The organism is Neobacillus sp. plas4 (assembly GCF_057221695.1).
Map to the genome: position 1 here is coordinate 4,227,424 of NZ_CM170152.1, position 25,089 is coordinate 4,252,512.

Annotated in this window: 31 protein-coding genes and 1 riboswitch; of the genes, 5 read left to right on the forward strand and 26 right to left on the reverse strand. The window is 36.3% G+C overall.

Going from position 1 to position 25,089, the window contains the following annotated elements:
- Positions 1 to 52 precede the first annotated feature (52 nt).
- Positions 53 to 661 (reverse strand): YphA family membrane protein, encoded by a 609-nt coding sequence (locus AC2TFD_RS21240; protein WP_335567280.1) that lies wholly within the window; start codon positions 659 to 661, stop codon positions 53 to 55.
- Between the two features lie 111 nt (positions 662 to 772).
- Here AC2TFD_RS21240 and AC2TFD_RS21245 point away from each other — a divergent pair, with 111 nt between their 5' ends.
- Entirely contained in the window at positions 773 to 919 is a 147-nt protein-coding gene (locus AC2TFD_RS21245) for a YpzI family protein (protein WP_335518048.1), read from the forward strand.
- A 25-nt stretch (positions 920 to 944) separates the two neighbouring features.
- On the opposite strand, the gene fni is transcribed toward AC2TFD_RS21245, so the two are convergent.
- The 16 genes from fni to AC2TFD_RS21325 all read right to left on the reverse strand — a co-directional run bounded on the left by fni (position 945) and on the right by AC2TFD_RS21325 (position 14,989).
- Entirely contained in the window at positions 945 to 2,000 is a 1,056-nt protein-coding gene (gene fni, locus AC2TFD_RS21250; RefSeq protein WP_335567281.1) for a type 2 isopentenyl-diphosphate Delta-isomerase, read from the reverse strand.
- A gap of 12 nt (positions 2,001 to 2,012) precedes the next feature.
- Complete coding sequence (gene rpsA, locus AC2TFD_RS21255) at positions 2,013 to 3,152, reverse strand: 30S ribosomal protein S1 (protein WP_335567282.1); 1,140 nt, start codon at positions 3,150 to 3,152, stop codon at positions 2,013 to 2,015.
- A gap of 128 nt (positions 3,153 to 3,280) precedes the next feature.
- A complete protein-coding gene (locus AC2TFD_RS21260) occupies positions 3,281 to 3,862 on the reverse strand; it encodes a lysophospholipid acyltransferase family protein (protein ID WP_335518080.1) in 582 nt (193 codons plus the stop codon).
- A gap of 2 nt (positions 3,863 to 3,864) precedes the next feature.
- Positions 3,865 to 4,539 (reverse strand): (d)CMP kinase, encoded by a 675-nt coding sequence (gene cmk / locus AC2TFD_RS21265; RefSeq protein ID WP_335518057.1) that lies wholly within the window; start codon positions 4,537 to 4,539, stop codon positions 3,865 to 3,867.
- A 149-nt stretch (positions 4,540 to 4,688) separates the two neighbouring features.
- Positions 4,689 to 4,868, reverse strand: a complete 180-nt coding sequence (locus tag AC2TFD_RS21270; protein WP_335567283.1) for a YpfB family protein — start codon at positions 4,866 to 4,868, stop codon at positions 4,689 to 4,691.
- Between the two features lie 78 nt (positions 4,869 to 4,946).
- Positions 4,947 to 6,299 carry a germination protein YpeB gene (gene ypeB, locus AC2TFD_RS21275; RefSeq protein ID WP_335567284.1) on the reverse strand — a complete coding sequence of 451 codons (1,353 nt, stop codon included), beginning with the start codon at positions 6,297 to 6,299 and terminating at the stop codon, positions 4,947 to 4,949.
- Between the two features lie 12 nt (positions 6,300 to 6,311).
- Complete coding sequence (gene sleB, locus AC2TFD_RS21280; protein WP_335567285.1) at positions 6,312 to 7,181, reverse strand: spore cortex-lytic enzyme; 870 nt, start codon at positions 7,179 to 7,181, stop codon at positions 6,312 to 6,314.
- Positions 7,182 to 7,290: 109 nt separating this feature from the next.
- Positions 7,291 to 7,980 carry a glutamic-type intramembrane protease PrsW gene (gene prsW, locus AC2TFD_RS21285; RefSeq protein ID WP_335518070.1) on the reverse strand — a complete coding sequence of 230 codons (690 nt, stop codon included), beginning with the start codon at positions 7,978 to 7,980 and terminating at the stop codon, positions 7,291 to 7,293.
- Between the two features lie 94 nt (positions 7,981 to 8,074).
- A complete protein-coding gene (locus tag AC2TFD_RS21290; protein WP_335518073.1) occupies positions 8,075 to 9,031 on the reverse strand; it encodes an asparaginase in 957 nt (318 codons plus the stop codon).
- Between the two features lie 4 nt (positions 9,032 to 9,035).
- Positions 9,036 to 10,007 carry a YpdA family putative bacillithiol disulfide reductase gene (locus AC2TFD_RS21295; protein WP_335518077.1) on the reverse strand — a complete coding sequence of 324 codons (972 nt, stop codon included), beginning with the start codon at positions 10,005 to 10,007 and terminating at the stop codon, positions 9,036 to 9,038.
- A 129-nt stretch (positions 10,008 to 10,136) separates the two neighbouring features.
- A complete protein-coding gene (locus tag AC2TFD_RS21300; RefSeq protein WP_484673915.1) occupies positions 10,137 to 11,414 on the reverse strand; it encodes a Glu/Leu/Phe/Val family dehydrogenase in 1,278 nt (425 codons plus the stop codon).
- A gap of 217 nt (positions 11,415 to 11,631) precedes the next feature.
- Entirely contained in the window at positions 11,632 to 12,216 is a 585-nt protein-coding gene (locus tag AC2TFD_RS21305; RefSeq protein WP_335519783.1) for a genetic competence negative regulator, read from the reverse strand.
- A gap of 70 nt (positions 12,217 to 12,286) precedes the next feature.
- Positions 12,287 to 13,198 carry a MerR family transcriptional regulator gene (locus AC2TFD_RS21310; RefSeq protein ID WP_335519780.1) on the reverse strand — a complete coding sequence of 304 codons (912 nt, stop codon included), beginning with the start codon at positions 13,196 to 13,198 and terminating at the stop codon, positions 12,287 to 12,289.
- Between the two features lie 22 nt (positions 13,199 to 13,220).
- Positions 13,221 to 13,988 (reverse strand): metallophosphoesterase, encoded by a 768-nt coding sequence (locus tag AC2TFD_RS21315; protein ID WP_484673916.1) that lies wholly within the window; start codon positions 13,986 to 13,988, stop codon positions 13,221 to 13,223.
- Between the two features lie 68 nt (positions 13,989 to 14,056).
- Positions 14,057 to 14,299, reverse strand: coding sequence for a hypothetical protein (locus AC2TFD_RS21320; RefSeq protein WP_484673917.1), 243 nt, complete (start codon positions 14,297 to 14,299; stop codon positions 14,057 to 14,059).
- A 57-nt stretch (positions 14,300 to 14,356) separates the two neighbouring features.
- Positions 14,357 to 14,989, reverse strand: coding sequence for a CBS domain-containing protein (locus AC2TFD_RS21325; RefSeq protein WP_335519774.1), 633 nt, complete (start codon positions 14,987 to 14,989; stop codon positions 14,357 to 14,359).
- Between the two features lie 138 nt (positions 14,990 to 15,127).
- Here AC2TFD_RS21325 and AC2TFD_RS21330 point away from each other — a divergent pair, with 138 nt between their 5' ends.
- The 3 genes from AC2TFD_RS21330 (at position 15,128) to AC2TFD_RS21340 (ending at position 16,250) form a co-directional block, all read left to right on the forward strand.
- The gene (locus AC2TFD_RS21330; RefSeq protein ID WP_484673918.1) at positions 15,128 to 15,358 is read left to right on the forward strand and encodes a spore coat associated protein CotJA; all 231 of its coding nucleotides are present in this window, start codon (positions 15,128 to 15,130) and stop codon (positions 15,356 to 15,358) included.
- Positions 15,355 to 15,615, forward strand: a complete 261-nt coding sequence (locus AC2TFD_RS21335) for a spore coat protein CotJB (RefSeq protein WP_335519768.1) — start codon at positions 15,355 to 15,357, stop codon at positions 15,613 to 15,615. The genes AC2TFD_RS21330 and AC2TFD_RS21335 overlap by 4 nt, the downstream gene beginning before the upstream one ends.
- A 65-nt stretch (positions 15,616 to 15,680) precedes the next feature.
- Complete coding sequence (locus tag AC2TFD_RS21340; protein ID WP_335519765.1) at positions 15,681 to 16,250, forward strand: manganese catalase family protein; 570 nt, start codon at positions 15,681 to 15,683, stop codon at positions 16,248 to 16,250.
- 28 nt (positions 16,251 to 16,278) lie between these two features.
- On the opposite strand, the gene AC2TFD_RS21345 is transcribed toward AC2TFD_RS21340, so the two are convergent.
- From AC2TFD_RS21345 to AC2TFD_RS21365, 5 genes are all read right to left on the reverse strand, one after another.
- Entirely contained in the window at positions 16,279 to 16,734 is a 456-nt protein-coding gene (locus AC2TFD_RS21345; RefSeq protein WP_484673919.1) for a DUF2663 family protein, read from the reverse strand.
- Between the two features lie 90 nt (positions 16,735 to 16,824).
- Positions 16,825 to 17,466 carry a LysM peptidoglycan-binding domain-containing protein gene (locus tag AC2TFD_RS21350; RefSeq protein WP_335567287.1) on the reverse strand — a complete coding sequence of 214 codons (642 nt, stop codon included), beginning with the start codon at positions 17,464 to 17,466 and terminating at the stop codon, positions 16,825 to 16,827.
- The gene (locus AC2TFD_RS21355) at positions 17,459 to 18,067 is read right to left on the reverse strand and encodes a CPBP family intramembrane glutamic endopeptidase (protein ID WP_335519758.1); all 609 of its coding nucleotides are present in this window, start codon (positions 18,065 to 18,067) and stop codon (positions 17,459 to 17,461) included. Before AC2TFD_RS21355 ends, AC2TFD_RS21350 begins: the two co-directional genes overlap by 8 nt.
- Positions 18,064 to 19,569, reverse strand: a complete 1,506-nt coding sequence (locus tag AC2TFD_RS21360) for a RecQ family ATP-dependent DNA helicase (RefSeq protein ID WP_484673920.1) — start codon at positions 19,567 to 19,569, stop codon at positions 18,064 to 18,066. The genes AC2TFD_RS21355 and AC2TFD_RS21360 overlap by 4 nt, the downstream gene beginning before the upstream one ends.
- Complete coding sequence (locus AC2TFD_RS21365) at positions 19,560 to 20,606, reverse strand: YpbB family protein (protein ID WP_484673921.1); 1,047 nt, start codon at positions 20,604 to 20,606, stop codon at positions 19,560 to 19,562. Before AC2TFD_RS21365 ends, AC2TFD_RS21360 begins: the two co-directional genes overlap by 10 nt.
- Positions 20,607 to 20,844: 238 nt before the next feature.
- Between AC2TFD_RS21365 and AC2TFD_RS21370 the strand changes: the two genes are divergently transcribed.
- Complete coding sequence (locus tag AC2TFD_RS21370) at positions 20,845 to 21,093, forward strand: ferredoxin (protein WP_063251244.1); 249 nt, start codon at positions 20,845 to 20,847, stop codon at positions 21,091 to 21,093.
- Between the two features lie 105 nt (positions 21,094 to 21,198).
- Here the strand turns inward: AC2TFD_RS21370 and AC2TFD_RS21375 are convergent, their stop codons facing one another.
- The 4 genes from AC2TFD_RS21375 to sigX form a co-directional block, all read right to left on the reverse strand.
- Positions 21,199 to 21,768 (reverse strand): ECF transporter S component, encoded by a 570-nt coding sequence (locus tag AC2TFD_RS21375; protein WP_335518635.1) that lies wholly within the window; start codon positions 21,766 to 21,768, stop codon positions 21,199 to 21,201.
- A 164-nt stretch (positions 21,769 to 21,932) separates the two neighbouring features.
- Positions 21,933 to 22,064, reverse strand: a riboswitch (FMN riboswitch).
- 312 nt (positions 22,065 to 22,376) lie between these two features.
- Positions 22,377 to 23,099: a peptidoglycan DD-metalloendopeptidase family protein gene (locus AC2TFD_RS21380; RefSeq protein WP_335518638.1), complete on the reverse strand. Its 723-nt coding sequence runs from the start codon at positions 23,097 to 23,099 to the stop codon at positions 22,377 to 22,379.
- A 179-nt stretch (positions 23,100 to 23,278) separates the two neighbouring features.
- A complete protein-coding gene (locus tag AC2TFD_RS21385) occupies positions 23,279 to 24,457 on the reverse strand; it encodes a hypothetical protein (RefSeq protein WP_335518640.1) in 1,179 nt (392 codons plus the stop codon).
- A complete protein-coding gene (gene sigX / locus AC2TFD_RS21390) occupies positions 24,432 to 25,004 on the reverse strand; it encodes an RNA polymerase sigma factor SigX (RefSeq protein ID WP_335518643.1) in 573 nt (190 codons plus the stop codon). Before sigX ends, AC2TFD_RS21385 begins: the two co-directional genes overlap by 26 nt.
- Positions 25,005 to 25,089: the final 85 nt, after the last annotated feature.

Below are 25,089 nucleotides of genomic sequence, written 5' to 3' on the forward strand. Positions count from 1 at the left end.
ATTTTAGCAATGTTAATCCTTTCTAGCAAACCAAAAACTTGGAAGGATTCATTTAGGAAGACTTTTGTTTTCCCTTCGCTAAAAATTGAAGATGGTTCTGATAGTAAATACCTGCATTTTCAAGTATACTCCAGCTTACTAGAAGCAAGACGGTAAGAGCAAAAACATCCAAATATGCAATCGTTCCAACAGGGTAGGAAAATTCAAACTTATTTAGGTAAATAGCGTAGAAAATCTCTCCATGCATAGTGCCGCTAGTAAAAATTAACAATCTTCCTTTTAAAGTCGTTTGTAATAATATAGCAAGGATGCTAAAGCAAATTCCCATCATCCATTCCTTTTGAAAAATGACCCAGACGGGATCATAAATAACGAATAGGTTAAATGTAACGTACGAAATGGTTAATATAAATGAACAAATAAAAGAATACAGTAAGGACCCAAGCTTTTTTTTACTTAGAATTAAATAAGATAATATCAGCAAAAATAATCCACTAGCATAAAACTCGAATCCTGCCGCTACAAAATGAACATTTGAGAGTATAATCACCAATAATGTTACAACCGCTAATTTTGTACGGTACCGATTTTGCTTGTCCATAAAAAATGTAATATAAACCCAAAACAACCAAAGAACCCAATAGAACAATGAACCCTCCATTTTGTACACACCTCCTACTATTCCCATTATCGGTATTCTTTATGTACTTTCATACTTACCTGTATAATCTTTCAACAACAAATTCATGTTAATAGTAGGAGGTGTAGAAAAATGGGAAAGGATCGACAAGAAAAAAAGCTAAAGGATAGTAGAAGAGTGGAATCAGACCGGGATCAGGCGCTGCATTACCCGGGATCAACAAAGCTTTCCAGCCCTGAAGAAGCAAGAAAATTAAATGATAATAAGTATAGTGAATAAATAAAGCTCCCGCTGCTGCGGGAGCTTATTTTATACTACGCTGGCTATATGCTTTGGTATCGATTCCCCTTTGGGTCAGCCAATGATGAGTTTGGCCGGAAACCATTAGTGGAGCCTTTTGCAAATCTTGAATAGATATTGCCCCTAAGGCAGTCATAATCATTTTTAACTCATGATGCAGGGACGAAATTTCTGCGTGTAATGAATCGATTCCCTCATCAATAAGGATTTTTAAAAAATATCCTGCAAAGCCAGCTGCACTCGCTCCTAACGCTAATCCTTTTGCCATATCAATACTAGTAGTAAAACCACCAGAACCAATAATCGGTACACTAGAAGCATGAGAGGCTTCACAAATAGATATCGCTGTAGGAATCCCCCATTGATTAAAGAAGAAATTTGATTTATCACTGCGCTTATTCTCTATTTCAGCAAAATTTGTACCCCCGAACCCGCCTATATCAATGGCTGAAACACCCACAGATGAGAGAATCTCAGCCGTTTCTTTTGACATACCAAATCCAACCTCTTTAACAATTACAGGTACACTTACTCCCTTTACAATCGCTTCTATTCTATTAAGCGCATTAGAAAATTCGCGGTCTCCTTCGGGCATTGTCAGTTCTTGTATTACATTTAAATGCACTTGCAATGCATTTGCCCCAATCATCTCAACTGCTATTCTAGCGTGTTCTGGGGATGCTTCGCTTCCTAGGTTGGCAATCAGAATTCCAGATGGATTTTCTTTTCTTACCACTTCATATGTATATCTTTCAGATTTGTCTTTCAATGCAGACATTTGTGACCCTACTGCCATGGCAAGACCCGCAGCACTCGCCACCTGTGCCAGCTGCTTGTTAAGCGTGTAGGTTTTCTCACCGCCGCCACCCGTCATGGCATTGATAAAAATTGGCGAACTTAAAGAAAGTTCGCCAATTTTTTGGTGTAACCGGACATCTGAAACATTAATGTTTGGTAAACTTTGATGAATAAATTGAATATCATCAAATGCTGTTGCTCGTTTTTGCCCTGTTTCCAGTGCAAAGCGAATATGGTCCCATTTCCGTTCAGCTCTAGACACTGCGTATCACCATTATTTTCCTAGATTCTTTAATTTATCGCCAATCATTTCTCCAAGCTGGAAGCCTTTAGATTCTTCAGGAAGTTCGTAATCAAAGTTTTCTTCTACTTCTTTTTCAAGCAGGTCCTTGATACTTAAGGAAAGTCTCTGTTCTTGCTCATTTGCATCCAGGACTTTCACTTGAACTTCTTGACCTTCTTTTAATACTTCATGCGGCGTCCCGATATGTTTGTGAGCAATTTGTGAAATATGAACTAGCCCCTCAACACCAGGGAACACTTCCACAAAGGCACCATAGGAAACCAATCGTTTTACAGTCCCGGTTAGACTACTGCCCTTAGGTGCTTTTTCAGCTATATCAGACCATGGTCCAGGTTGTGTTTCTTTAATAGATAAAGAAATTCTTTCATTATCACGATCTACATTAAGAACCTTAACTTTTACTTTTTGTCCTTCTTGGACTACATCAGATGGCTTGTCAATATGTTGGTAAGACAATTGGGAAATGTGCACAAGTCCATCAATGCCGCCGATATCAACAAATGCTCCAAAATCCGTAATTCTTTGAACCGTTCCATCAATAACCTGTCCAGGATTAATTGAATTTAAGAGATTTTTCTTATGTTTTCCTTTTTCTTCCTCTACCACTGCACGGTGAGATAAGATTAAGCGATTTTTTTCCTTATCAAGTTCAACAATTTTAAAAGTAAGATTTTTACCCTTATAATCAGAAAAATCTTCAACAAAATGTGCTTCTACTAAAGATGCTGGAACAAACCCACGGACGCCAAGGTCCACGACGAGTCCGCCTTTAACTACATCTTTTACTTCTGTTTCAAATACTTCGCCACTATTAAATAGGTTCTCAAGGTTTACCCAAGCTTTCTCAGCGTCAACTTTTCTTTTTGACAAAATGAGGGCATCCTCTTCCACTTTTAATACTTCAAGTTCTAATTCATCACCTTCAGAAACAACATCAGAGGCTCTCTCAACATGCAGGCTGGAAAGCTCACTAATTGGAATAATACCATCATGTTTACTATCTTGAATGTTTACGATTACTTGTTTTTCTTCTACCTTGGTGACTTGTCCAGTGACTTTATCTCCAATAGAATAATTTTTTACTTCAACTTGATTCATTTCTTCCGACATATGTATTCCTCCTTAATCCATATACTACTTAATAAATATATAATGTTTAATACAAACAAACGAGTGAATATTCTATATAATCTCTTTTAATTAACTTCTTACAAATAGCCTATTTTGTCAAGCAGAACCTATTTGTTCTCTTTTATAAGTTTATGGATTTCTGACATAATTAATTCAGTTACCTCTTCGGCAGAGGCTCTAGCAGCCCGCACTTCCTCCATTGCAATCGGCTTCCCATAAACAACCTTTAACTTTTTCAAACTCTTGTATGGACCAATGATAGCACATGGTACGACCTCTGCTTCTGCTCTAAGGGCAAAAAAACCCGCTCCCGATAGACCTTTGCCGATTTCACCCGTTTTACTTCTCGTCCCTTCAGGAAAAAGCCCGAAAACATTTCCATCTTTTAATACCTTTAATCCAGCTCTTAATGATTCCCTATCTCCCTTACCCCTTTTTACTGGGAAAGCATTACACTTTCTCACGATATTCCCCAATACAGGAACGTTGAATAGTTCTTCTTTGGCCATAAAATGGACAGGCCTTGGGGCAGTAATACCAACGACTAAAGGATCAAAATTATGAATATGATTTGTACAAAGCAGCACCCCGCCATTTTTAGGAAAATGCTCTAATCCAATCACTTCAATTCGATACCATGGTTTAAAAATGGTTGCAACAGCCGATCTTGCAAATGAATAAAACGTCACACTCATCCAACCCTTTCATGCACGAGAGCCATAATTTTTTCTACTACTTCATTGATAGCTAAGGATGTAGTGTCAATTTCTATTGCGTCGTCTGCCTTTTTTAAAGGTGCATACTCTCGTTCAGAATCTATTTTATCACGACGGGCAATTTCCTCTTTTAGTTGTTCTAAATTGGAAGAATAACCTTTTGCCAGATTTTCAGTATGGCGTCTAACTGCTCTTTCCTCAACACTTGCAAGTAAAAATACCTTTACTTCAGCATTTGGCAGCACATGTGTACCTATATCCCTGCCATCCATTACAACACCTCCGCTAACGGCAAAGGATTGCTGCATCCGTACCATTTCTTCACGGACTTTTTGGTGCTTAGCAACAATCGATACTGAATTAGTTACCTCTGTGGAGCGGATAGCATCTGTCACCTCTTGATTATCAAGGAACACCAATTGACCTTTAGGCGAAGGATAAAGTTCTAATTTTGTTGAAAGTAAAATTTCTAATAAGGTATCTTCATCCTCTAGATTAAGATTGCTATTCAGTGCTTTAAAGGTCAAGGCCCGATACATTGCACCAGTGTCAATATATATGTAAGATAATCTTTCTGCTACAACTTTTGCTACTGTACTTTTTCCGGCTGCAGCAGGACCGTCAATTGCAATTGATAATTTCTTTTCCATAAATCCTCCTAAGTCACTCTTGTCGTCTCGTAGACCTATATTTTTATTTTACCATAAGAAAGGGTAAAGCCTCTTTTTTTTAGCGTTTTAATAATTATTTCTATTATAATTTCCGTATGAGCATAAAAAAAAAGCAGTGTTCTGCTTTTTTATTTTCCGTTAAAGGTTTGTAAGATTTCAGTAAATGTATTCTCATTTACTCCTTCATATTTGGTTAGCTGCTCTAATTGTGGAAAAATATCCAATTGGTGTAAAAATAACTGGGCAAAAAAAAGGAAGACAAATTGGACAATAATTATCTTTATTAATACTCTTTCAACAATCTTCATTTTATACCATCACTCCAATTTACCAATTACTACTAGTATTGGAGTGATGGTATTGTTTTATTCTTTTATGCTGCAAATCTAAATCACTTCGTCGTATATATTCTCGGCGTTCTTTAACTTTTCAACTTCTTCTTCGGTACCATCCATGGCATTAATAAAGATTCTATAGGTATCATCCTCTATGGTTCCTAAGAACTCATAACATAGAACTTCCTTATTTAAATCATTAACAATGATTGATTGTCTTTCTTCCATAACTTTGAAGTTTGGATTTACTTTTGCCCGGGCTTGCTCACTTGATAACACAGGCTTTTCAACTTTTCTCGTGTCATTTAATGATTTTAAGTACTCCTCCGCAGAGAAGCCAATAATGTTTCCATTATCTAATGCCACTTCTACTTTTAATGCCTCTGGATATATTCTAATATTGTTTTCACTGGTAACAAAATTAAAGACACCCGTATGATCATATTGAGTACTCTCAAACAATTCTAAATTTTTGTAGCCATTTTCCTTTAGAAAAGCAGCAGCCTTAAGGTTTGCATCGTTTAAACTAATTTTCTGCTCTTTCACATCTCTGTAATTAATAAACCATATCGGATACCCTGCTTTTTTCGTAATATCCATACTTCCTTCTTGTCCCGTTTTCTTATTTCTTAGTGATACACTATAAAATCCATAATCAGAACCTTTACCGTTCTCTGTTACTTTTACTTCCGCATTTCCATCAAATTTCATATATTTTTTTGCAATGCTTATGGCTTCTTTTTCAGAAATGGTTTTTCCTTTAATCTTCTTGAAATTATCATCCTTCTTTTGCATGTTTGCAAAAGTCGGTCCAAAGTCACTCTCATCATAGCCAGTTACGGTTTTTTCAACTGTTTTAAAACCATCAATAATCGTATTGTCTGTTGTTTCTTTTCCTGAAGCCAACGCTAATTCAACATCCATCCAGCGTAGATTATTTGCCAATACCATATGCTGTACTTTTCGAAGCTCTTTCTGAATTTCACCAGATTGCTTATAAAGAACCTTTAATGTTTCATACTCTTCCTCTGATAAAGGTTCTTTATCTAAATCTCTCACTGCAGTTTGATAACTAAATTTCCCAATCTTCGCTAAAAACTCTTCGGTTTTATTAAATGGGAGCAATGTAAGCGGCAGCTGCCCAACATCGCTGTGTGCTTCGGATGTTAGTCTCCACACCTCAACTAACGAAGGAGACAGAGAATATCTAGAGTTCATTGCAAGTGTTGTTCCAATTTTATCGTGTAGTATATCCATTTGATAGGTAAGATCATGAAAAGCACGTTGATAATTATTTTCAGCATTTAATAATATTGCGTTTTTCTCTCGATGTTCTTGATAACCCCAGTAGGCCGTACCGGCTACACCTACCGCTAGAACACCTATAATGATTCCTCTAATCATCCAATCACCCCTCTATTCACAAAAAATATGTTTTCCAATTCGTTTAATTTGCGGCCGTGACCATATCCACTTACTTGTTGCCGTTACTGGATTAAAATAATAAAGTGCTTCCCCGGTTGGGTCTATGCCGTTTATTGCATCAATCACAGCTTTTTTAGCTTGTGCGTTTGGTGTCAGCCAAATTTGACCATCTGCAACAGCTGTAAATGCACCAGGCTCAAAAATAACTCCTGAGACGGTGTTTGGAAACGATGCACTATTAACACGATTTAAGATAACAGCAGCTACTGCCACTTGTCCGGTGTATGGTTCACCCCTTGCCTCTCCATAAACAGCATTCGCCATCAATTGGATATCGTTACTTGAGAAACCTCCTGGAGTATTAGCAGCAGTTGGTTTTTTAGGTGCCGCTTTAGGGGCTGCCGGTGCCGGTTTTGGATTAGCCGTATTAGCAGGAGATTTTGGTGCTGTTGCTTTGGGTTGTGGTGCAGCCTGCTTTTTTTGATCCACCCCGCCGTAATGAGTAAATTTATTTCCTTTATTTATTTGATTTTTTACAAATTGTTTATCATATTTACTTGCTTTCACTAATTTTGCCTTTGTATCTTTTCCAGCAAGGCCGTCGATTGGCAGCCCAAATTCATACTGAAAATTCCTAAGTGCCCAATAAGTGCTCCATCCGAACACACCATCAATTTTCTTATTGTAAAATCCCAAATACTGAAGTCTTGATTGCAGCTCAATGACATCATCTCCAATAGAGCCTTGTTGAATAACCTGATTAGAGAATGCAAATGCCTTATTTCCCTCCAGACTTGTAAATGGCATTATACAAAGGGAGATTAAGATTGGAACTGTAAATCGAACAATTTTCTTCTTCATTTAAAATAACCCCCAGTTGTAAATCTTTTTAGTTGTAAACCTATTTTTTGTTTTAATGGCAAATTTATTCAAAAAAAACCCCTTCATTTAAAAATGAAGGGGTTTCTTTTTAAGAATGAAAGGTATTTTGAGTTGAAAATTGTTTTTTCTTATGGTTTGTCGTTAAAATTCGCGCCATTTTTACCTTTCTTAATCCAAACCACCAAAGAAAGATCATAAAAGGCAAAATAATATATAACCAGTTTTCTTGTGAGATTAAAATATAATCATAAGATCCATGTAAAATGAAAGGTAAAAGTAAAGAAAGTATTACCCATTTACCCTTTTTCCCATCAGTAAATTTTGCTTTACCCATGTAAAACCCCATAATTACTCCGAATAGTGCATGACTCGATACAGGCAGTAACGCCCTGGCCATTGCATGTTCAATTCCATTTGCAACCAAATAAAATATATTTTCGACGGTCGCAAACCCAAGAGATACAGCAACTCCATATACAATTCCATCAAAGGGTTCATCAAACTCCACATGTTGGTAAATCGCATAGAAGAGGATAAACCATTTGAAAAACTCTTCAAGAAGACTAGAAGAAAGAAATGCCTCAATAAATCCAGATTTAATAATATTCTCTGTATGGAGTACATGCTGAATAAACATAATTGGAAACACTAAGAGAGCACCATACAAGAATGTTCTAAGTACTACTGATATTGGTTCTGATTCATATTCATCTTTTAAATAAAAGTAACTTAACAAGGCCAGTCCGGGGGCAATACCGGCTGATAATATTCCCAGCATGGATAATCCTCATTTCACAATCGATTGTTACCTTAATCGTAACATGATATCCGCATTTATTAAATGAAAGATTATAGCCATTTGAGAATTGCTCTTAAAATTTAATTTTCCTTAAGCCAGAGGCCAGAGCAACAGCTAATTTAATTCTAGCTTTTTTTGAGTCATTATCACTGCCAAGAATTACACCTTTTTTGTATAAATCATAAGCACTGCCTTTATAATCATATGTGGTGTAAACAGAACCTTCCTCAGCGCTCGTTGTAATAACCAAGATGATTCCTTCCGAAAGTGACTTTTCGATTTCCTCCATCATTTGCGGCGCAACCTGGCCACGCCCAACACCTTCGAGAACAATTCCTTTGACGCCTGACTCTCTTGCAGCCTTAATAAATTTTCCATCAGCCCCAATATAACATTTTATAATTTCTACTTGGGGAATAGCTGCTTGAATACCATAATATTCCCGCTTTATTGGCTTTTGAAAAATATGTACGACGTCATTATCAATAATACCAAGATAACCGAATCCAAAAACGTCAAACCCCTGGATATTCGAGGCATGTTCCTTTTTTACATACCTAGCAGTAAATATCCGCTCATTGAACACCACTACAGCCCCCGCATCTTGTAAATCATCACAACACGCAGAATAGATGGCATGCCTTAAGTTAATGTAGACATCGCTGCCTAATTCCTCTGGCGAACGCTGGGACCCAGTTATAACTACTGGTCTTATGTCTTTTATGGTTAAATCAAGAAAGTAAGCTGTTTCTTCAAGAGTATCTGTACCATGAGTAACCACTACCCCAGAAATGGTATCATCCTGGAAGTATGTTTCAATTTTATTTTTTAAAACGACTAGGTCATCAAATGTAATATGTATGCTTGCCTTTTGAAATACAGATTCAATGATGATTTCGATATCATTTGGCAGATTACACATGGAAGCAAGCTCTTCGCCTGTTAATTCCCCTGAAGCTAATTTTCCCGAGTCTTTATTTGTTTTACTTGCTATTGTTCCACCAGTCGTTAACAATACAACTTTTTTCATCTTTTCACCCCTTTATTACTTTTTCTTGAATAGATTGTGCTATAAGACCGCCATGGAACCTGCCATTTTCTATAAATATTTCGTTGGCATTATTTCCAGCAGCGATAACTCCTGCAATATAAATCCCATCAACATTCGTCTCCATTGAATCAGGATTAAATAATGGTCTTCCGGATTCCTCATCAATTAATATTCCCATGGTCTTAAGGAAATGATGATCTGGTCTGTAGCCAGTCATCGCAAAAACAAAGTCATTGTAAATCGACTTTTCTTTTCCATCTTTTTGATATCGAACCTGGTCTTCCGTTATCTCGATGAGATGTGAATTAAATTCCATCGTAATGATATTGTTTCGTACTAATGCTTCAAATTCTGGGAGAATCCATGGCTTAATGCTAGAGGAGTATTCTGTTCCACGATAAATAACAGTCACTCTTGCACCCGCTTTTACGAGTTCAAGCGCTGCATCAACACTTGAATTTTTCCCGCCGATTACACAGACATCCTTATCAAAATATGGATGGGCTTCTTTAAAATAATGAGAAACTTTCGGTAAATCTTCCCCGGGAATATTCATGTAGTTTGGGTGGTCATAGTATCCTGTCGCAATCACTACAAACTGAGCCTGATATATTTGTTTATCCGATAAAACTTGAAACTGTTTTCCTTCTTTTAACACATTAGTAACCTTTTCAAAAGAATTGACACGCAGTTGTTTCCTTTTAACAACATCTCGGTAATATACGAGCGCTTGGTTTCGTTTTGGTTTATAACTTTCAGTAATAAATGGAATATCTCCAATTTCAAGTTTTTCACTCGTACTAAAAAACGTTTGATGTGTTGGATAATGATAGATAGCATTTACTACATTCCCTTTTTCAAGGATGAGAGGATTAAACCCAACTTCTTTAAAAGCAATCGCAGCGGCTAAACCACATGGTCCCCCTCCGACAATAATAATATCTTCTACTTGCAAAATGATCACCTCAATTTATTATTCCACAATGGCTATTTTAACAACAATCTTTATTAAAAGACTCCAAAAAAAAAACTCCTACCGTCATATGATAGGAGTTTTTCTATATTGTTTCAATCGTAATGCTTTTTAAATCCATCCTCTGAAGCGGCTTGCCTCAGCCATTTTTCTAACACCAACCATATAGGCAGCTAATCGCATATCAACACGCCGTGTTTGCGCTGTATCATAAATATTGTTAAAGGATTTCACCATTACTATTTCAAGTTTTTCCTCAACTTCCTCTTCTGACCAGTAATATCCTTGGTTATTTTGCACCCATTCGAAGTAAGAAACTGTAACTCCGCCAGCGGAAGCAAGTACATCTGGTACGAGTAAAATGCCGCGTTCTGTTAGTATTTCTGTTGCCTCAAGTGTTGTTGGTCCGTTAGCAGCTTCAACAACGATACTTGCGCGAATATTCTGTGCATTTTCTGCTGTTATTTGATTTTCAATTGCAGCTGGTACAAGGATATCACACTCAAGTTCTAGTAATTCTTTATTTGTAATTGTATTATTAAATAATTTCGTTACTGTACCAAAGCTATCGCGACGGTCTAGAAGATAGTCAATATCAAGTCCATTCGGGTCATACAATGCACCATATGCATCGGAAATACCAACTACTTTAGCGCCTGCATCATGCATAAATTTGGATAAGAAACTTCCAGCATTACCAAAGCCTTGAACGACAACCCTAGCACCTTCAATTTGAATTCCCTTCTTTTTAGCAGCCTCACGGATACAAATTGTTACACCCTTCGCTGTAGCTGATTCACGGCCATGAGAACCCCCTAAGACTAGCGGCTTGCCAGTAATAAATCCTGGAGAGTTAAATTCATCGATACGGCTATACTCGTCCATCATCCAAGCCATTATTTGAGAATTCGTAAACACATCCGGGGCAGGAATATCTTTTGTTGGTCCTACAATTTGACTAATAGCCCGTACATAGCCGCGGCTTAATCTTTCAAGCTCTCTAAAAGACATATCGCGCGGGTCACAAATAATACCGCCTTTACCACCGCCGTATGGAAGATCCACAATCCCACACTTCAAGCTCATCCAAATGGAAAGAGCTTTTACTTCCGTCTCTGAAACATTGGGATGAAATCGAATTCCGCCCTTTGTTGGTCCTACCGCGTCATTGTGCTGTGCACGGTAGCCCGTAAATATTTTTATTGAACCGTCGTCCATTCTTATTGGAATTTTAACTGTCATCATTCGTAACGGCTCTTTTAAGAGTTCATAAACTTCTTCAGGATAACCTAACTTTTCAAGAGCTTTATGTATAACTGTCTGTGTTGAAGTTAAAACATTATTTTCTTCCTCTTGATTAGTTTTTTCATTACCTTTTTCGGCTACCATTTGTAAACCTCCTAGAAAATCACTTTAACAAATGTTGTCGCATTCAGACACAAGTATACACCTTTAATAGATTTATGCAAGATGAAAAATACACTTTTCACTATTTTCAAGTTATTCTTTGTAATCGCCATCATTCCTATTATACCGGCAATGGAACCTGCCTAATCCGGTATTAGATAGCAAAAAGGAGCGGTGGACTCCTTCCTTAATTCCTTCATTATTTGAAATATTTTAGAATCGTCTCCACCGCTTTATTTTCAATAATCTGGTTTCCATATTCAGAAAGAACGTGTGTACTAAGAATTGAAGGATTCCCATATTCTGAGAAGAAGGCTGCAACTTTTTCTACCATGGAAGGGTCGAGATTATTCATAAGTAAGTAATAGCAGTCATGATAAGAATATAAACTGCCGCCGCTGACGTTTAATGGAAACAGCGTTTTTGAAAGCCCGATGATATCTTCGAAACTTTCGAATTGGTAAAGGAGATTTTCACATCCCTCCACCCTGACTTGCATCTCTAAGAAGCCATCAAATAATACTTCTTCCTCTTCTTCACTATTATCTTCAACCGTAATAATCATAATCATTCCTTGAGCTTGCAAGGAGAAAATTTCAACTGCTACTGACCCCTGAATATCAACATCAAATTCCTCGCTTGCTTCTTCCAGCATGTCATGGAAAAGCTGGTGCCATTTTATCGAATCCTTCCAAATATCATCTTTGGAAAGGCCCCGATCATTTAAATCATCAGAGGTTAAAAAAATTTTAATCTTATTGACTGTTAAGCGTTCTAAGCGCATGTATTTTGCCCCCTGCCGTGACATAACTCTTATCCCTAGTGTATGTCATTGGCGTTGGTTGGTGCTTTGTCTAGTATTCCAACCGTTCCAATAGCCACATTTCCCAATCCTTTTTTGTTTGCCCAAGAATGTAAGTGGAAAATTGTTCCTTCTCCGCGGAATTCATTGTAGATATCGCGTGGCCACAAAGCCCAATGGCAAGATCCTGGTAGTTTAAAGAAAGCAAATTAGTTAATGTAAGTGCTTCGTATAAATCTTTCGAATCCTCACACGAGATGATCAAAATATCTGGATGAATCATCTCCATTACTTTTTTTATATCCTCTTCAGAATGATAAGTACCTATATTTATTACATCTATACCCTGTTTTCTTAAGAAATAGCTGAACAAGAGCAAATTTATAGCTTCCCCGTCTTTAGAACTGGTAATACATAGAGCTTTGTTAAGATGAATATCATTTGGAAGACTGTGAATAACTGTATTAATCCTTGCACTTAAGTGCCTTGAAGAAAAATTCCTTTGGGCACTAATTATGTATCCATTCTTAAAAGAGTCCTCTATTTTTAAAAAAACCTGACTAAAAATATCAATAATTACCTTTTCCATGGTAAAAATACTAAACATAGTATTCATTACTTCATTGATCTTGTGATGTTCAAAGTGGATTAAGGCGTCATACAGTGAATCAATCTGGCTCGCTAACGGATTGAGTGTCTTAAGGTTTATTGCATCAGTATCCATTTGTGAGGGGTTATGCCCCATTAAAGAAATAGCTTGACTGATGGTAAACCCTTGATTTACCTTTTTGATTAACCATTTTAATATTTTTATATGCTCATCTGTATATAATCGATGGCCAGCTTCATTCCTAACCGGCGCAATCATTTGATATCTTCTTTCCCATGCTCTTAATGTTCCTGGTTGAATCCCAAGCATTAATGCAGCTGCTTTAATATTATATTTTCCTTCTTGGTCACTCATGTTGAATCCTCCGATATTAAACCTAACCATTCTTGATTTTAATTAAATGGCACTGTGCAGGTGCCCCTAATCGTAATGGAACCCCTGTTGTACCATAGCCATTACTAATTAAAATAACAGTATTATCCAACTTTTTCACTTTCCCTTTTTCGTATGGACTATAACCCAAAATATGTATTTGTCCGCCGTGGGTATGTCCACTTAGAACTAGACTTATATTATGTTCTGGCAATACTTTATCTGTGATGTCTGGAAAGTGACTGACCAATACTTTAAAGCTATTTTCTTCTGCATCAACTAATGCCAAGTCCAGTCTATCCCGTTCTTGGTTTAAGACATCCACCCCGAGCAGTGATAATTTATCTCCTTTAGCAGATTCAAAAATGGCTGCAGTGTTATCTAATACCTTCACTCCATACTCCAAAAGAATAGCGTCTAATTTCCGAAAATCGGTTTCATAATCATTATTTCCCCAAACAAAATAAACAGGACCTAATCGTTTTAATCGATCAAGATTTTGTTTCACTCTTTTAAAAGGAACCTTCTGTTCAGTTAGGTCTCCACCAATTATAACTATATCCACTTTCCCTTTTATCTCATTAATAATCTCCTCGGAAATAAGACGCTTATGGACATCAGAGATAAAAAAAATGGAAACAACACCAAACGAGTCTGGAAAATTCTCGAATGTCATTTCATGATGTACCACTGTATTTCGAAAAGCCTCTTTCAGCATATACAAGATAAGAACTGCTCCCACAATCAAAAGTAAAATGATTAATATACTCATATTTTCCCCTTTACCACTGTTAATGTTCTACAGAAATCATACCATAACGGAAATTAAAACCAAACAGACTAATGTTTACTCCTTATTTTCTTAACTTGTTTAATAATACGTTGGAGAATCTCTTGAAATAATTGTATACTGGCCACTAATCCAACAAATAAAGCTATTAAGGAAGCAAAGAATTCCAACGGATAAATTATCGGGCCGACCAAGACATCAGAAAAATGAAATGGATAAGTAATTGGAAACCATTCAATCAATAAATATCCACACAAAAAAATCAATAATAGCCTCCACATGATCCTCAACACAAAAATCCCTCCCATACAATGTATGAGAAGGATTTGATTTCTTTCCGTTAAGATTTATTAATCTTCCTGGATACTTAAAATACGGAAACCTTGCTCTTCAAGCCTCTTTGTGAATTTATTAATATTGTCCTTCTTTTCAACCTTCATGACAATTCTCCGCACTAATTTATCGGTCTCATCGAATGTTACGAGTGAAATAATATGCTCATGGAAATGATGGGCAATTTCAGATAGTCGAGCGATACGCCCTTCTGTTTCAACAGATGTGAACGCTATTCTAACTCCGGGGCGATTTACACCGAAAGCACTCTGAAAAGTGGAGAGCACATCTGAGCGTGTTACCACTCCTAAAAATTTGCGCGTTGAATCCACAACTGCTAATAATGGAAAATCTTTTAAATCAAGAAGGGTTTTTTCAAAAACTTCCTCACCCAATAAATATTTATCTTGATGTGTAGCAATATCCTTAACTAGTGTGGAATTTAAATATTCAATCTTCGGTTTACCTGACAGAAAGTAGCTTTCATAAATTTTATATCGTGTAGCAACACCTAAATACTTTTCCCCGTGTAAAACTGGAACACCATCAATTTCATTTTTCTCCAATAGTTCTAATGCCATTGACAATGTTGTATCCTCTTGAACCGTTACACAGTTATGACTTGGAATCATCATATTTTTTACAAACAAACCGATCACCTCTATGTAATTTTATACATATTTATTATACTTCAACAAATAGCATGGATTATCCTTTATTTCAATATTATGTCATGAAACTGCATATTTTTCATATTTATTAATGATGATTAATTAGGGAGGGCGAATATGTTTACTCTATATAAAACTTGGCATCCCATCGCTAGTCCATTTGACCCCTGCAAGCCAATTCTAGAAAAAACCTTTTCAACACCACCAAATCTATATATCGGCTTCCAACCGCCAAACCTGCCACAATTTTCACCACTTGAAGCACTTCGAGCAGGTACACTCTGGAAACCATTTTACGACCCATATTACAATCCATTTGAGAAAGCAAAGGGGGGTATTCCAAGATGAAACAAATCCCTCCAGAATATTATCAAATAATGGAACAGCTCCAAGCCGTTGACTTTGTATTGGTTGAATTGACCTTGTACTTAGACACACATCCTGATGACCTTGAAGCGATTAAGCAATTTAATCATTATGTAAAAGAGAGAAAGACAATAAAAAAGGCTTTTGAGAGTCAATTCGGTCCCCTTATGCAATTTGGTCACAGCTATTCCGGACACCCATGGAATTGGAACGAACCGCCTTGGCCGTGGCAGGTCTAATTGTGGCAGCCCACTGAAGGAAGGTAAATTGCCATAAAAACTTATCCAGGGAGGGAAACGTTCACATGTGGATTTACGAAAAAAAGCTTCAATATCCTGTTCGTGTTAGTACTTGTAATCCAACATTAGCAAAATATTTAATTGAGCAATATGGAGGAGCAGACGGTGAACTATCAGCTGCTTTACGCTATTTAAATCAGCGCTATTCCATACCTGATAAAGTAATTGGTCTATTAACTGATATTGGAACGGAGGAATTTGCACACCTGGAAATGATTGCCACAATGATATATAAACTTACAAAAGATGCCACTCCAGAAATGATGAAGGCTGCAGGACTCGGAGACCATTATGCCAATCACGATAATGCTTTATATTATCATAATGCCGCTGGTGTTCCTTGGACAGCTTCTTATATTGCCGCAAAGGGTGACCCCATTGCGGACCTTTATGAAGATATTGCTGCTGAAGAAAAAGCCAGGGCTACTTACCAATGGATTATCAACCTTAGTGATGACCCTGATCTAAATGATGGTCTACGTTTCCTTCGAGAGCGAGAGATTATCCATTCCCAGCGATTCCGTGAAGCAGTAGAAATATTAAAAGAAGAGCAAGGTAAAAAAATATTCTTCTAATACTTAAGAAGCAGACCTGGGCTGCTTCTTATTTTTTTTCATGATAAAGATTGATATCGTACGTTTTTTTCATTACCTCAAAGTCCACATGGCGATTTTTCCAATGCTCATCCTTCTTCCATAAATCCTTACTCCGGTTTACAATTTCACATCTTAACTCTTGGTATTCTTTTTCCTTTTTATCTTTTTGCTGTTTTAATACATTCATAGCTCCATACAGTATAGCAGTAATCGCCAACAACCCAAGGTTAAAGGCGTCGCTGACAGAAGCTGAAAACATTGCGAAGAAAGAATAAGAATATTGCTTTGCGATCATAAAATAAAAATAGCTAAAAAAAAGAAAAGCAAAAAGCAACATTGAATAAATCGTTAAATAATGCCATTTTTTTGCTGTATCAAACTTAACCTTTCTTTTCCGCACATTTTCAAGCATTTGTTTCGTTGCTTCATCTGTATTTTCAAGTAAGCGGATTTGTTTATCCATTTTATCAACCACCTCTTTACTATAAATATGAACTTGTCCGTAAAATTATGAAAAAAATTGCATTAAAAAAAGCCGTCCTAAATGGATCGGCTACTTAGTTAGAGGAATTTCTAAGACTTGCCCTAAGTAAATTTCATTCCCCTTTAAGTTATTTGCTTTTCGAATAACTTCCTCTCCAGCTTTAGAATGATAATATTTTAATGAAATACGATAGAGATTTTCTCCCTTTTTAACAGTATGATAAACGACTGTTTCCGTTGGCGCAGCAACATTCTTATCAGTACCTTGGCCGCTAAAACTTACTGGTTCAGAATTTGAATCTTCAACCTGTGTATCCGGATTAACTGTCTGTTGCACTTCGATAGCTTCATCATTATTTTCCGCGGCAGATTCTTCTTCCTCATTATTTTCTGAAGTGCCTTCCGTTTCCGACTTTTCAAAATTAATGACTTCGTAACCAGAAGAATCTCCAGAGACTTTCTTGGTCGCTTTTTTTCCTTCTTCAAGATAAGAATAAGCGCTAAATATAACTATTGGAAGAAGAATAAAAAATAAAACTAATATACGAATAACGGGATACTTTAATTTCCATTTCGTTTTTTTTCTCTTTTCCCTGTGAATCCTTTCTCTAGGTGGTAATTGTTCACGTACTTCAGATGTTTCTTCATTTATTTTTTCAATTCGCTGCTTTAGCCGTTCAGCTTGGCTTCTGAAAGGTTCTTCTTTATTCATGAAGTATTCCCTCCTTTTCTCCGACATCTATGGTGCGTCTAAATTTAATATAAAGGCCTAATAAAAAATCAATGGTGAAATGCATCATAATTGTCACAGCTAAATTGCCTGTCCAATCATATATGAAACCAATTAAAAAACTAATGATGACAATATTAGAGAATAAAAACCAATTAAAAAGGTAGCGATAATGGACAATGGCAAAAATGAGGCTTGCTAAAATAAGTCCGACCTTTGTTTGAATAACTCCCCGAAACAGTAATTCTTCACTTAGTGCAACTACTGCTGCAATCCAGGCAATGTGAAGAACACTTCTCCTTTTGAATATTCTATCGTTCAAACCGCCATCATCGTAATAAGAAGACGGAAGCCATTTCATCAAAAATATGTCTGTAAAGACTACCGCTAATCCCGCAAGAAAACCTATTAATAAAAATCTACTATTTGAAAAATCAATTGCTTGTAAAAATGAAAAATGATCAAATAAAATAATACCTAAAATAAATGTAAGAACAAGTAGTATTAATTGGGTCATGTATAAATGAAAGAGAAGATCTTTGTCGGATAATCCTTTAATTAATTCTTGATATTTATTTTTCATTCACTCAACTCACTATTTAGTAAAATATTGGCCAAATAATCCTGCCATCCTTCATTAGCTGGTTTGGATTGACCACTTTCTATTGCTTTGTATGGATCCAGCATAACACCGCAAACATCGCAGCAATGACTAGTTTTCATGTTAACTGAATCTTCTTCAAAATAATCTAAAATGACAACTCTTCTACATGATTTTGACTTAATCCATTTTTTCATATAGTAAATACTATCTTTCTTTACTGTTAATCTTTCATTTACAAATTTCTTCAAACTATGCTTTATCTCTTCAAGATTTGAAACGGCTTGAGAATTATTGATTAAGTCCAATATAATACGCCATTGGACCTCTGAAAAACCGCCATATTCTCTTAAATGCTGGTTCCCATCCAGAAAATGATCATTAGGAATTTCTTGCTGTGGAAATTGTGAAAACAGCCAGTCAATTTGTAATTCAGATGGCAGTTCTCCTTCGGCCAGTTGAACAGGAAGCTGTTCATCCCCTGGGGAGTAAAGCAATACTGCTATACTTGCCTCACCATCACGCCCAGCTCTGCCAATCTCTTGCAGGTAAGATTCAATTTGCATCGGCATATGATAGTGGATAATAAATCGAATATCCTCTTTATTAACCCCCATACCAAAAGCACTTGTTGCACAAATCACATCAAGTTGTCCATGGATGAATTGTTGTTGAATCAAAATTCTTTGCTCCTGCTCTAACCCTCCATGGTAGGCCAAAACCCTATTAATGCCCTTTTCAACTAACAAGGTTGCCATTTGTTCTGCAACCTTTTTACTTGAAAAGTAAATAATTCCAGGCTTTTGAAGCTGAAGAACTAACTGTATCAAACGGGATTGTTTATCATGGTAGTTCGGTACCTCTTCAACATAAAAAGCAATATTAGGACGATCAATGGTAGACTCAATTTTAGTGTACTCCTGTAAGTCAAGGGATCGGATAATGTCCTCTCTTACCTTTTTGGTTGCAGTTGCTGTTAAAGCAAGCGTTAGCGGATTACCAAGTTTCTTACGGAATTCTCCTAGCTTTGAATAATCAGGGCGGAAGTCATAGCCCCATTGAGAAATACAATGCGCCTCATCTACCACAAATAAAGATATAGTAAGGGCTTGTAACCTTTTGAGAATAAAGGGTAAGCTTAACATTTCTGGAGAAACAAAAATATACTTGTATTTATTTAAATTTCCTAATACATAGCCTCTCTTTTCAGAATCTAGAAATGAGTTTAAAGCAATTACTCGTTTCTCACCAAATTTCATGAGCTGCTCCACCTGATCCTGCATTAAAGATAATAGAGGAGAAATAATTAAAACTTGACCATCAAATATATATCCAGGCAGCTGGTAGCATAAAGATTTACCTGTTCCTGTCGGGAGCATTGCAATGGTGTGGTTTCCTTCGAGCAGAGACACAATCACTTCTTTTTGCCCAGTTTTAAACGTCTGATAACCAAAATATTTATATAAAAGTTTTTCTAACTCCATTTTCTATCACCATACTTTGCAAGAACAAGCCTTATTTGAAAATAAGAAGCTGTTTTTAAACTGTTTCTTATTACTTTAAGCTGCTTAGTAGCATTTTCTCTAGATATTTCTAAAATCTTCATTTGAATTTCTTCTTCTACAAACTTGTTAATCGAAAAGTCTTTTATATTTAATGCGAATTCTACAAGATGATCTTCAATGGTACTTATTTTTAAATTCCGAATGCTTGCTATTTCCTCCAGTGAAAAACCTTGATTTAAGAGCAGCCAGGTTTTGCGAGAAGAAAGAGTTAACGAATTACTTTGTTCTAGATTCATAATCAGTGACGATAATACTTTAAAACGAGTAGGATCGTTTTCAACGATTTGAATCAAATAATGAAGGATATTAATAAATTCTAGATGATACTGTACGGAATCTTTGTTCAACATCCTTGCAGCTTGCGTAGAGGTGAAACCTATTTGCTGATATCCAGTAAATCGAAAAACCAGTACGGCAGGATTGATATCCTTAGCCTGCTCAAGACAATACATTAATTCTGTGTAGAGGATTTTCCCCAGGTTTTTTTTTGGTATGGAGCAAGATTTCAAAAAATTTTTTAACCAGTTATGAACCTCGGTATTTTTTTGGATAGGAATATATTTTGTTTCTTGGAATGTAAAGTTAGATGTTACTTGAATTAGCAAGGATAGTCTTTCCCATACTAATAAAGTGTAGGGTTGATATTTCCAGCCATTTATATAATGGGGTTGTGGGTAATTGAGTAAATAATCTTCTCCTGCTGTGGTAAGTAGAAATCTTTGTTCACCGCAGGATTCCACAAGTTTCTTCTCTAGAATGGTATTAAAAATTTGATCAAAATTATCGCGTGTTAACGGTTCAAGAATTCGAAAATACTTCTTGAGTGAAAAGAAATGGGCATCTTGGAGCGTTTGCGATGATTTTTTTCCATTTAGAAGATGAAAGATGGAATAAATGGTTCTTTCCCCATTTAACTGTTTTAAACAATACAAAATAATTATTTCAATATACCCCATGCTATGCCACCACTTTTTTTGCTTATAATCGACAAATTCACCTAATTTTCACTCCCTATTCTATCATGAAACTGGATGACATGATGCTAAAAAATGTGGAAGATTCGGTAATACACTATCTATAGGCATTTTTTCTATTGAAAAGTTTCTCGTACAGTCTTACAATAGGAATGAGTAATGCGTTTCCAATTCTTTATGGAAAAGTGAGTAAGTTATATTATTGGGAGGTTATTTTTTCATGGCTAAGTATACAATTGTTGACAAAGAGACTTGCATTGCATGCGGCGCATGCGGAGCAGCAGCACCAGATATTTATGATTATGACGATGAGGGTATTGCATTTGTAACTCTTGACGATAACGAGGGTATTGTAGAAATCCCTGATGTTTTAATTGACGATATGATGGATGCATTTGAAGGCTGTCCAACAGATTCAATTAAAGTTGCTGACGAACCATTCGACGGAAACGCAACCAAATTCGAATAATATTTTGTCTTAAAATATTGTTACATAAAACCCCCGCCAAAATGGCGGGGGTTTTATGTTGGCAATTAAAAAGAAACTAGGCAGGAATCTGATTTCTAACCGATTTTATACACTTTTTACGGTCGTTAATTTATTAATCCATGTTTGCATTCTAATGAATAGCAACATAAATATGGAGGACATGATTACCCCTTTTAAAATATTGAAAGGCAAGATAGCAGGTACGACTAAATTACGCATATCAGGAAACTTTAACAGTGATGTATAAGCCGGTAAAATAAATACGTAATTTAAGATACTCATCATTACCGCCATACTAACGGTCCCCACTATGAGTGCAAGAGTCATCCCTTTTCTCGTTTTCATTTTATTGTATACATAGTAAGTAGGTAATACAAACAGGATAGCGGCCAGAAAATTTGCAATATGACCTACCGGGATTCCTGTTGCACTGCCAGTAGCAAAATAATTGAGTGCATTTTTGAAGAAACTGACTAATATACCTGCTGCAGGACCAAAAATTAATGCAGCGATTAATGCTGGAATATCGCTGAAATCAATCAATAAGAAATTTGGAAATAGCGGCAGCGGAAAATTTATCAGCATTAATAAATAGGCGATACTGCTCAGCATTCCAATTGCTACAATTGCTTTGACACTCATTCTTTTCGTCATTTTCCTCTCTCCTTTTTGATCCATCAAGTTAGGAAGAGAGGTTCAGCAATGATAAGGTGTCCTAGTAAAATACAAAAACCCCAAGAAAATAATTCTTGAGGGAGTTTACAAAGGCACTCTTAATAAACGTTCAAAGGACTAGCAATTTTTGAACGTCGCAGAACCTCCATCTTCTCCCATCCAGACTATACTGTCGGCTTTGGAATCTCACCAAATCCTGCCATAAAGGCTCGCGGGCTCAAGAGTTTTACTCTAATACCGCCGATCGGGAATTTCACCCTGCCCCGAAGATAGATCGATATTTAATTTCCATTTCATTATACTAATAAAATTGGATTTTGAAAAGAAAAATTACTTATAACAATCTTGACAAGGACAAATCTTTTTGCCCTTTTATGAGATTTGTCCTCAAGCCCCCTGATTTAGGACAAATCCTCTTACCACTTTTACATGATTTGTCCTCAAGCCCCCTGATTTAGGACAAATCCTCTTACCCCTTTTACATGATTTGTCCTCAAAGCACCCCTTATTAAGGACAAATCCTCTTTTATTTAAACTTCAACCGCCACAGGATAAACCTGCTGACCATAATGGCAAGCAGGTTCATTTTATTTATCAATAACTAAAATTTGATCTGGCAGGATGAGATCAGAATTTAGTTGGTTAACTTCTTTTAATTTTGAAACGGTAAGGTTACTTTTCTTTGCAATGGAAGTTAAGGTATCACCTGCTTGTACAATATAATGGGCTTTGTTGTTTTTTACAGTGGTACTGGCAACTAAGCTTTCTATATTTCCCGCCATTCCCTCTTTTACTGCCACACCCACTTCAGCATACCCAAGTAGTCTCTCCGGGTCTATCGCATTTTTCTTATCAAACGTCCATTCGATTTGATGGCTCTCAAAATGAAGATGTACACCTGTAGATTGGCCCGTTCTTCCCATTGTTCCGATTCTATCACCCTGTTTAATGTCTTGACCTTCATTTACAAGTCGATTATTTAAATGGGCATAAACGGTAACAAAATTATTGGGGTGCTCAATAAATATGACATTTCCATATGTTTTTGAGTAATAGGATTTACCCACTACCCCATCCTCTACTGCCACGATGGGCGTATTTAAACTTCCTGCAATATCGATTCCTTTATGTGTTCCATGCCTTGTCCCATATGTATCAGATATGACACCATCCGTGGGCCATATCCATCCTGCTTTTATTTCTTTCGAATCTTGCATACTCGCTTCTGTCTGTTTACCTCCTAAAAATAATAAACTGACAAAAAGCGCCATAATTGCGGCGATTAAAAGCCGCCTTATGTAGTCTCGCATTTTACTATTTTCCTCCTTAATCTAGTCCTCACTACCACATACCATATGATTCCTAATTGTTGTTTAGAACATATAGTTTGGTTTGAGCAGTTAAGCATACTTGTTATAATTTGGAGAGAAATGGTTTTTTATACATTAAAAAAGATTAACCTAGATAGATTAATCTTTTTTAACGTTATTTATTGGATCTGGCGATAATTGGCTGCTACTGGTACTTTTATTTCCTGTGACAAATCAAAAGGTCCTAATTGTTGAATCGGAGCGTTTAAAATGGTTATAGTCTCTATACCAAATTCCTTAGCCGTTAATAATATCGCATCGAATGAGTGGATCGTTTCTAGGTCATTTTTCATTGTGGTGTTTTTATCCAAGGTAATAGTTAATTGATCATTTTCTACGGTCAGTTCCATAGAAGAAAAGGATGGCACTATTGATGTATTTAACCTTAGATCACTTTGTCCTGTCTTCATTGCGTCAAAAGCTTCGTTAATATCTTGATACAATTCTGTTGAAGGGACTAAAAAGGTGGTTTCCATTCCATCGGGTGTATAAAAGAAATAAGCATGTTTTCCTTCCGATTCAATGTCTATTTCTTCAATAGAACCATAATTTCCAAGTTCTATTCCCGGCTGACCGTTTGTAGTGAAATTAATTTTACTTGCCTGGCTATTCGAAGCAATGTTATTGTTCAATGAACTTAAAAAGTTCTTTTCCGCGGCAGAACCTTGCCCATACTTATGATCCTGAGGTACGTCTACAGTGACGGAATTAGTACTAGGATCCCATGTAAAACTTGCGTTTAGGGGATAATAGTCAGTCAAACCCCATTTCTCCTCTTCTAATTGCCCCATTGTTTCAGTGAAATTTGTCAGCCAATCCTTCTTATCGGCTTCGGAATTTATAAGAATAGAAACAGGTACTAAAAATTGAGCCTGAGCATCAGGAATCCAATAGGTGATTACTGTCCCATTTCCTACTTCAAAATCATACAGAGCAGATTTGTCATTTTCTGTTACAGACAATTTAGATTCTGCATTTAATTTATCTGTTGCTTCCTCTTTTGTCATTAAATTTGCTGAATCATTTTCAGAAAGACCTTTCTGCTGATCAAGAGACGATTCCTCCTGTTTTACAGTATCAAAAGAATAGTCAGTTCCATTGAACAATTGAGGACCTAATAAGAAAATAAGGAGTAACACTGCAGCTGTAGCAAAACTAGGAACTAACCATGCAGGTCTTTTCCTCTTTTTTATAAAAAGATTTTGATAAATGTCACGAGGATTGCGATGGTCTTGTATTTTCGGCATTTGCCTTAATAATTCTTCGAGCTGCTTATCGCTCCACTCTGACTTGTTCACTATCTGAGCCCTCCTTTTCATTAAATATTTCCATATGCTTTTTTAGTACTTTCAATGCACGGTGCTGAGTGGTTTTCACTTTACTTTCAGTCCAACCCAGTGCCTCTGCAGTTTCTAATATTGATAAATCGTTCAAAAAACGTAAGATGATAACAGATCGTTGATCAACCGTACAATGATTCAAACATTGATAAATCCATTTAACTTCTTCTTTTTGTATCGTTATTTCTTCTGGTATCGGATATTCATCCTTTACTTGATTAGTAGACCAATCAAATTTTTCAAGCAGTCTGCCTTTCCATCCCTTTTGTTTCCGAAATGAATCGATTGCAACATTACGCGCAATAGAAAATAGCCATGTTTTTTCACTGCTCTTTCCTTCAAAGCGTTGGTAGGATTTAAAAACCCTAATATAAACTTCCTGGACGAGGTCCTCTGCCTGTTCTTTGTTCCTTACCATGTAAAATAGAAATTGAAATACATCATGATGATATTTTTGATATAATTCATCGAAAACGGAGTCCATCCCATTCCCCTCCCCGTTCATATAATTAGTCGAACCTTATGTACAAAAAGTTACACATATTAAATATAGACTTTATATGAAAAAAAGTGAAGGTATTAAAACAACA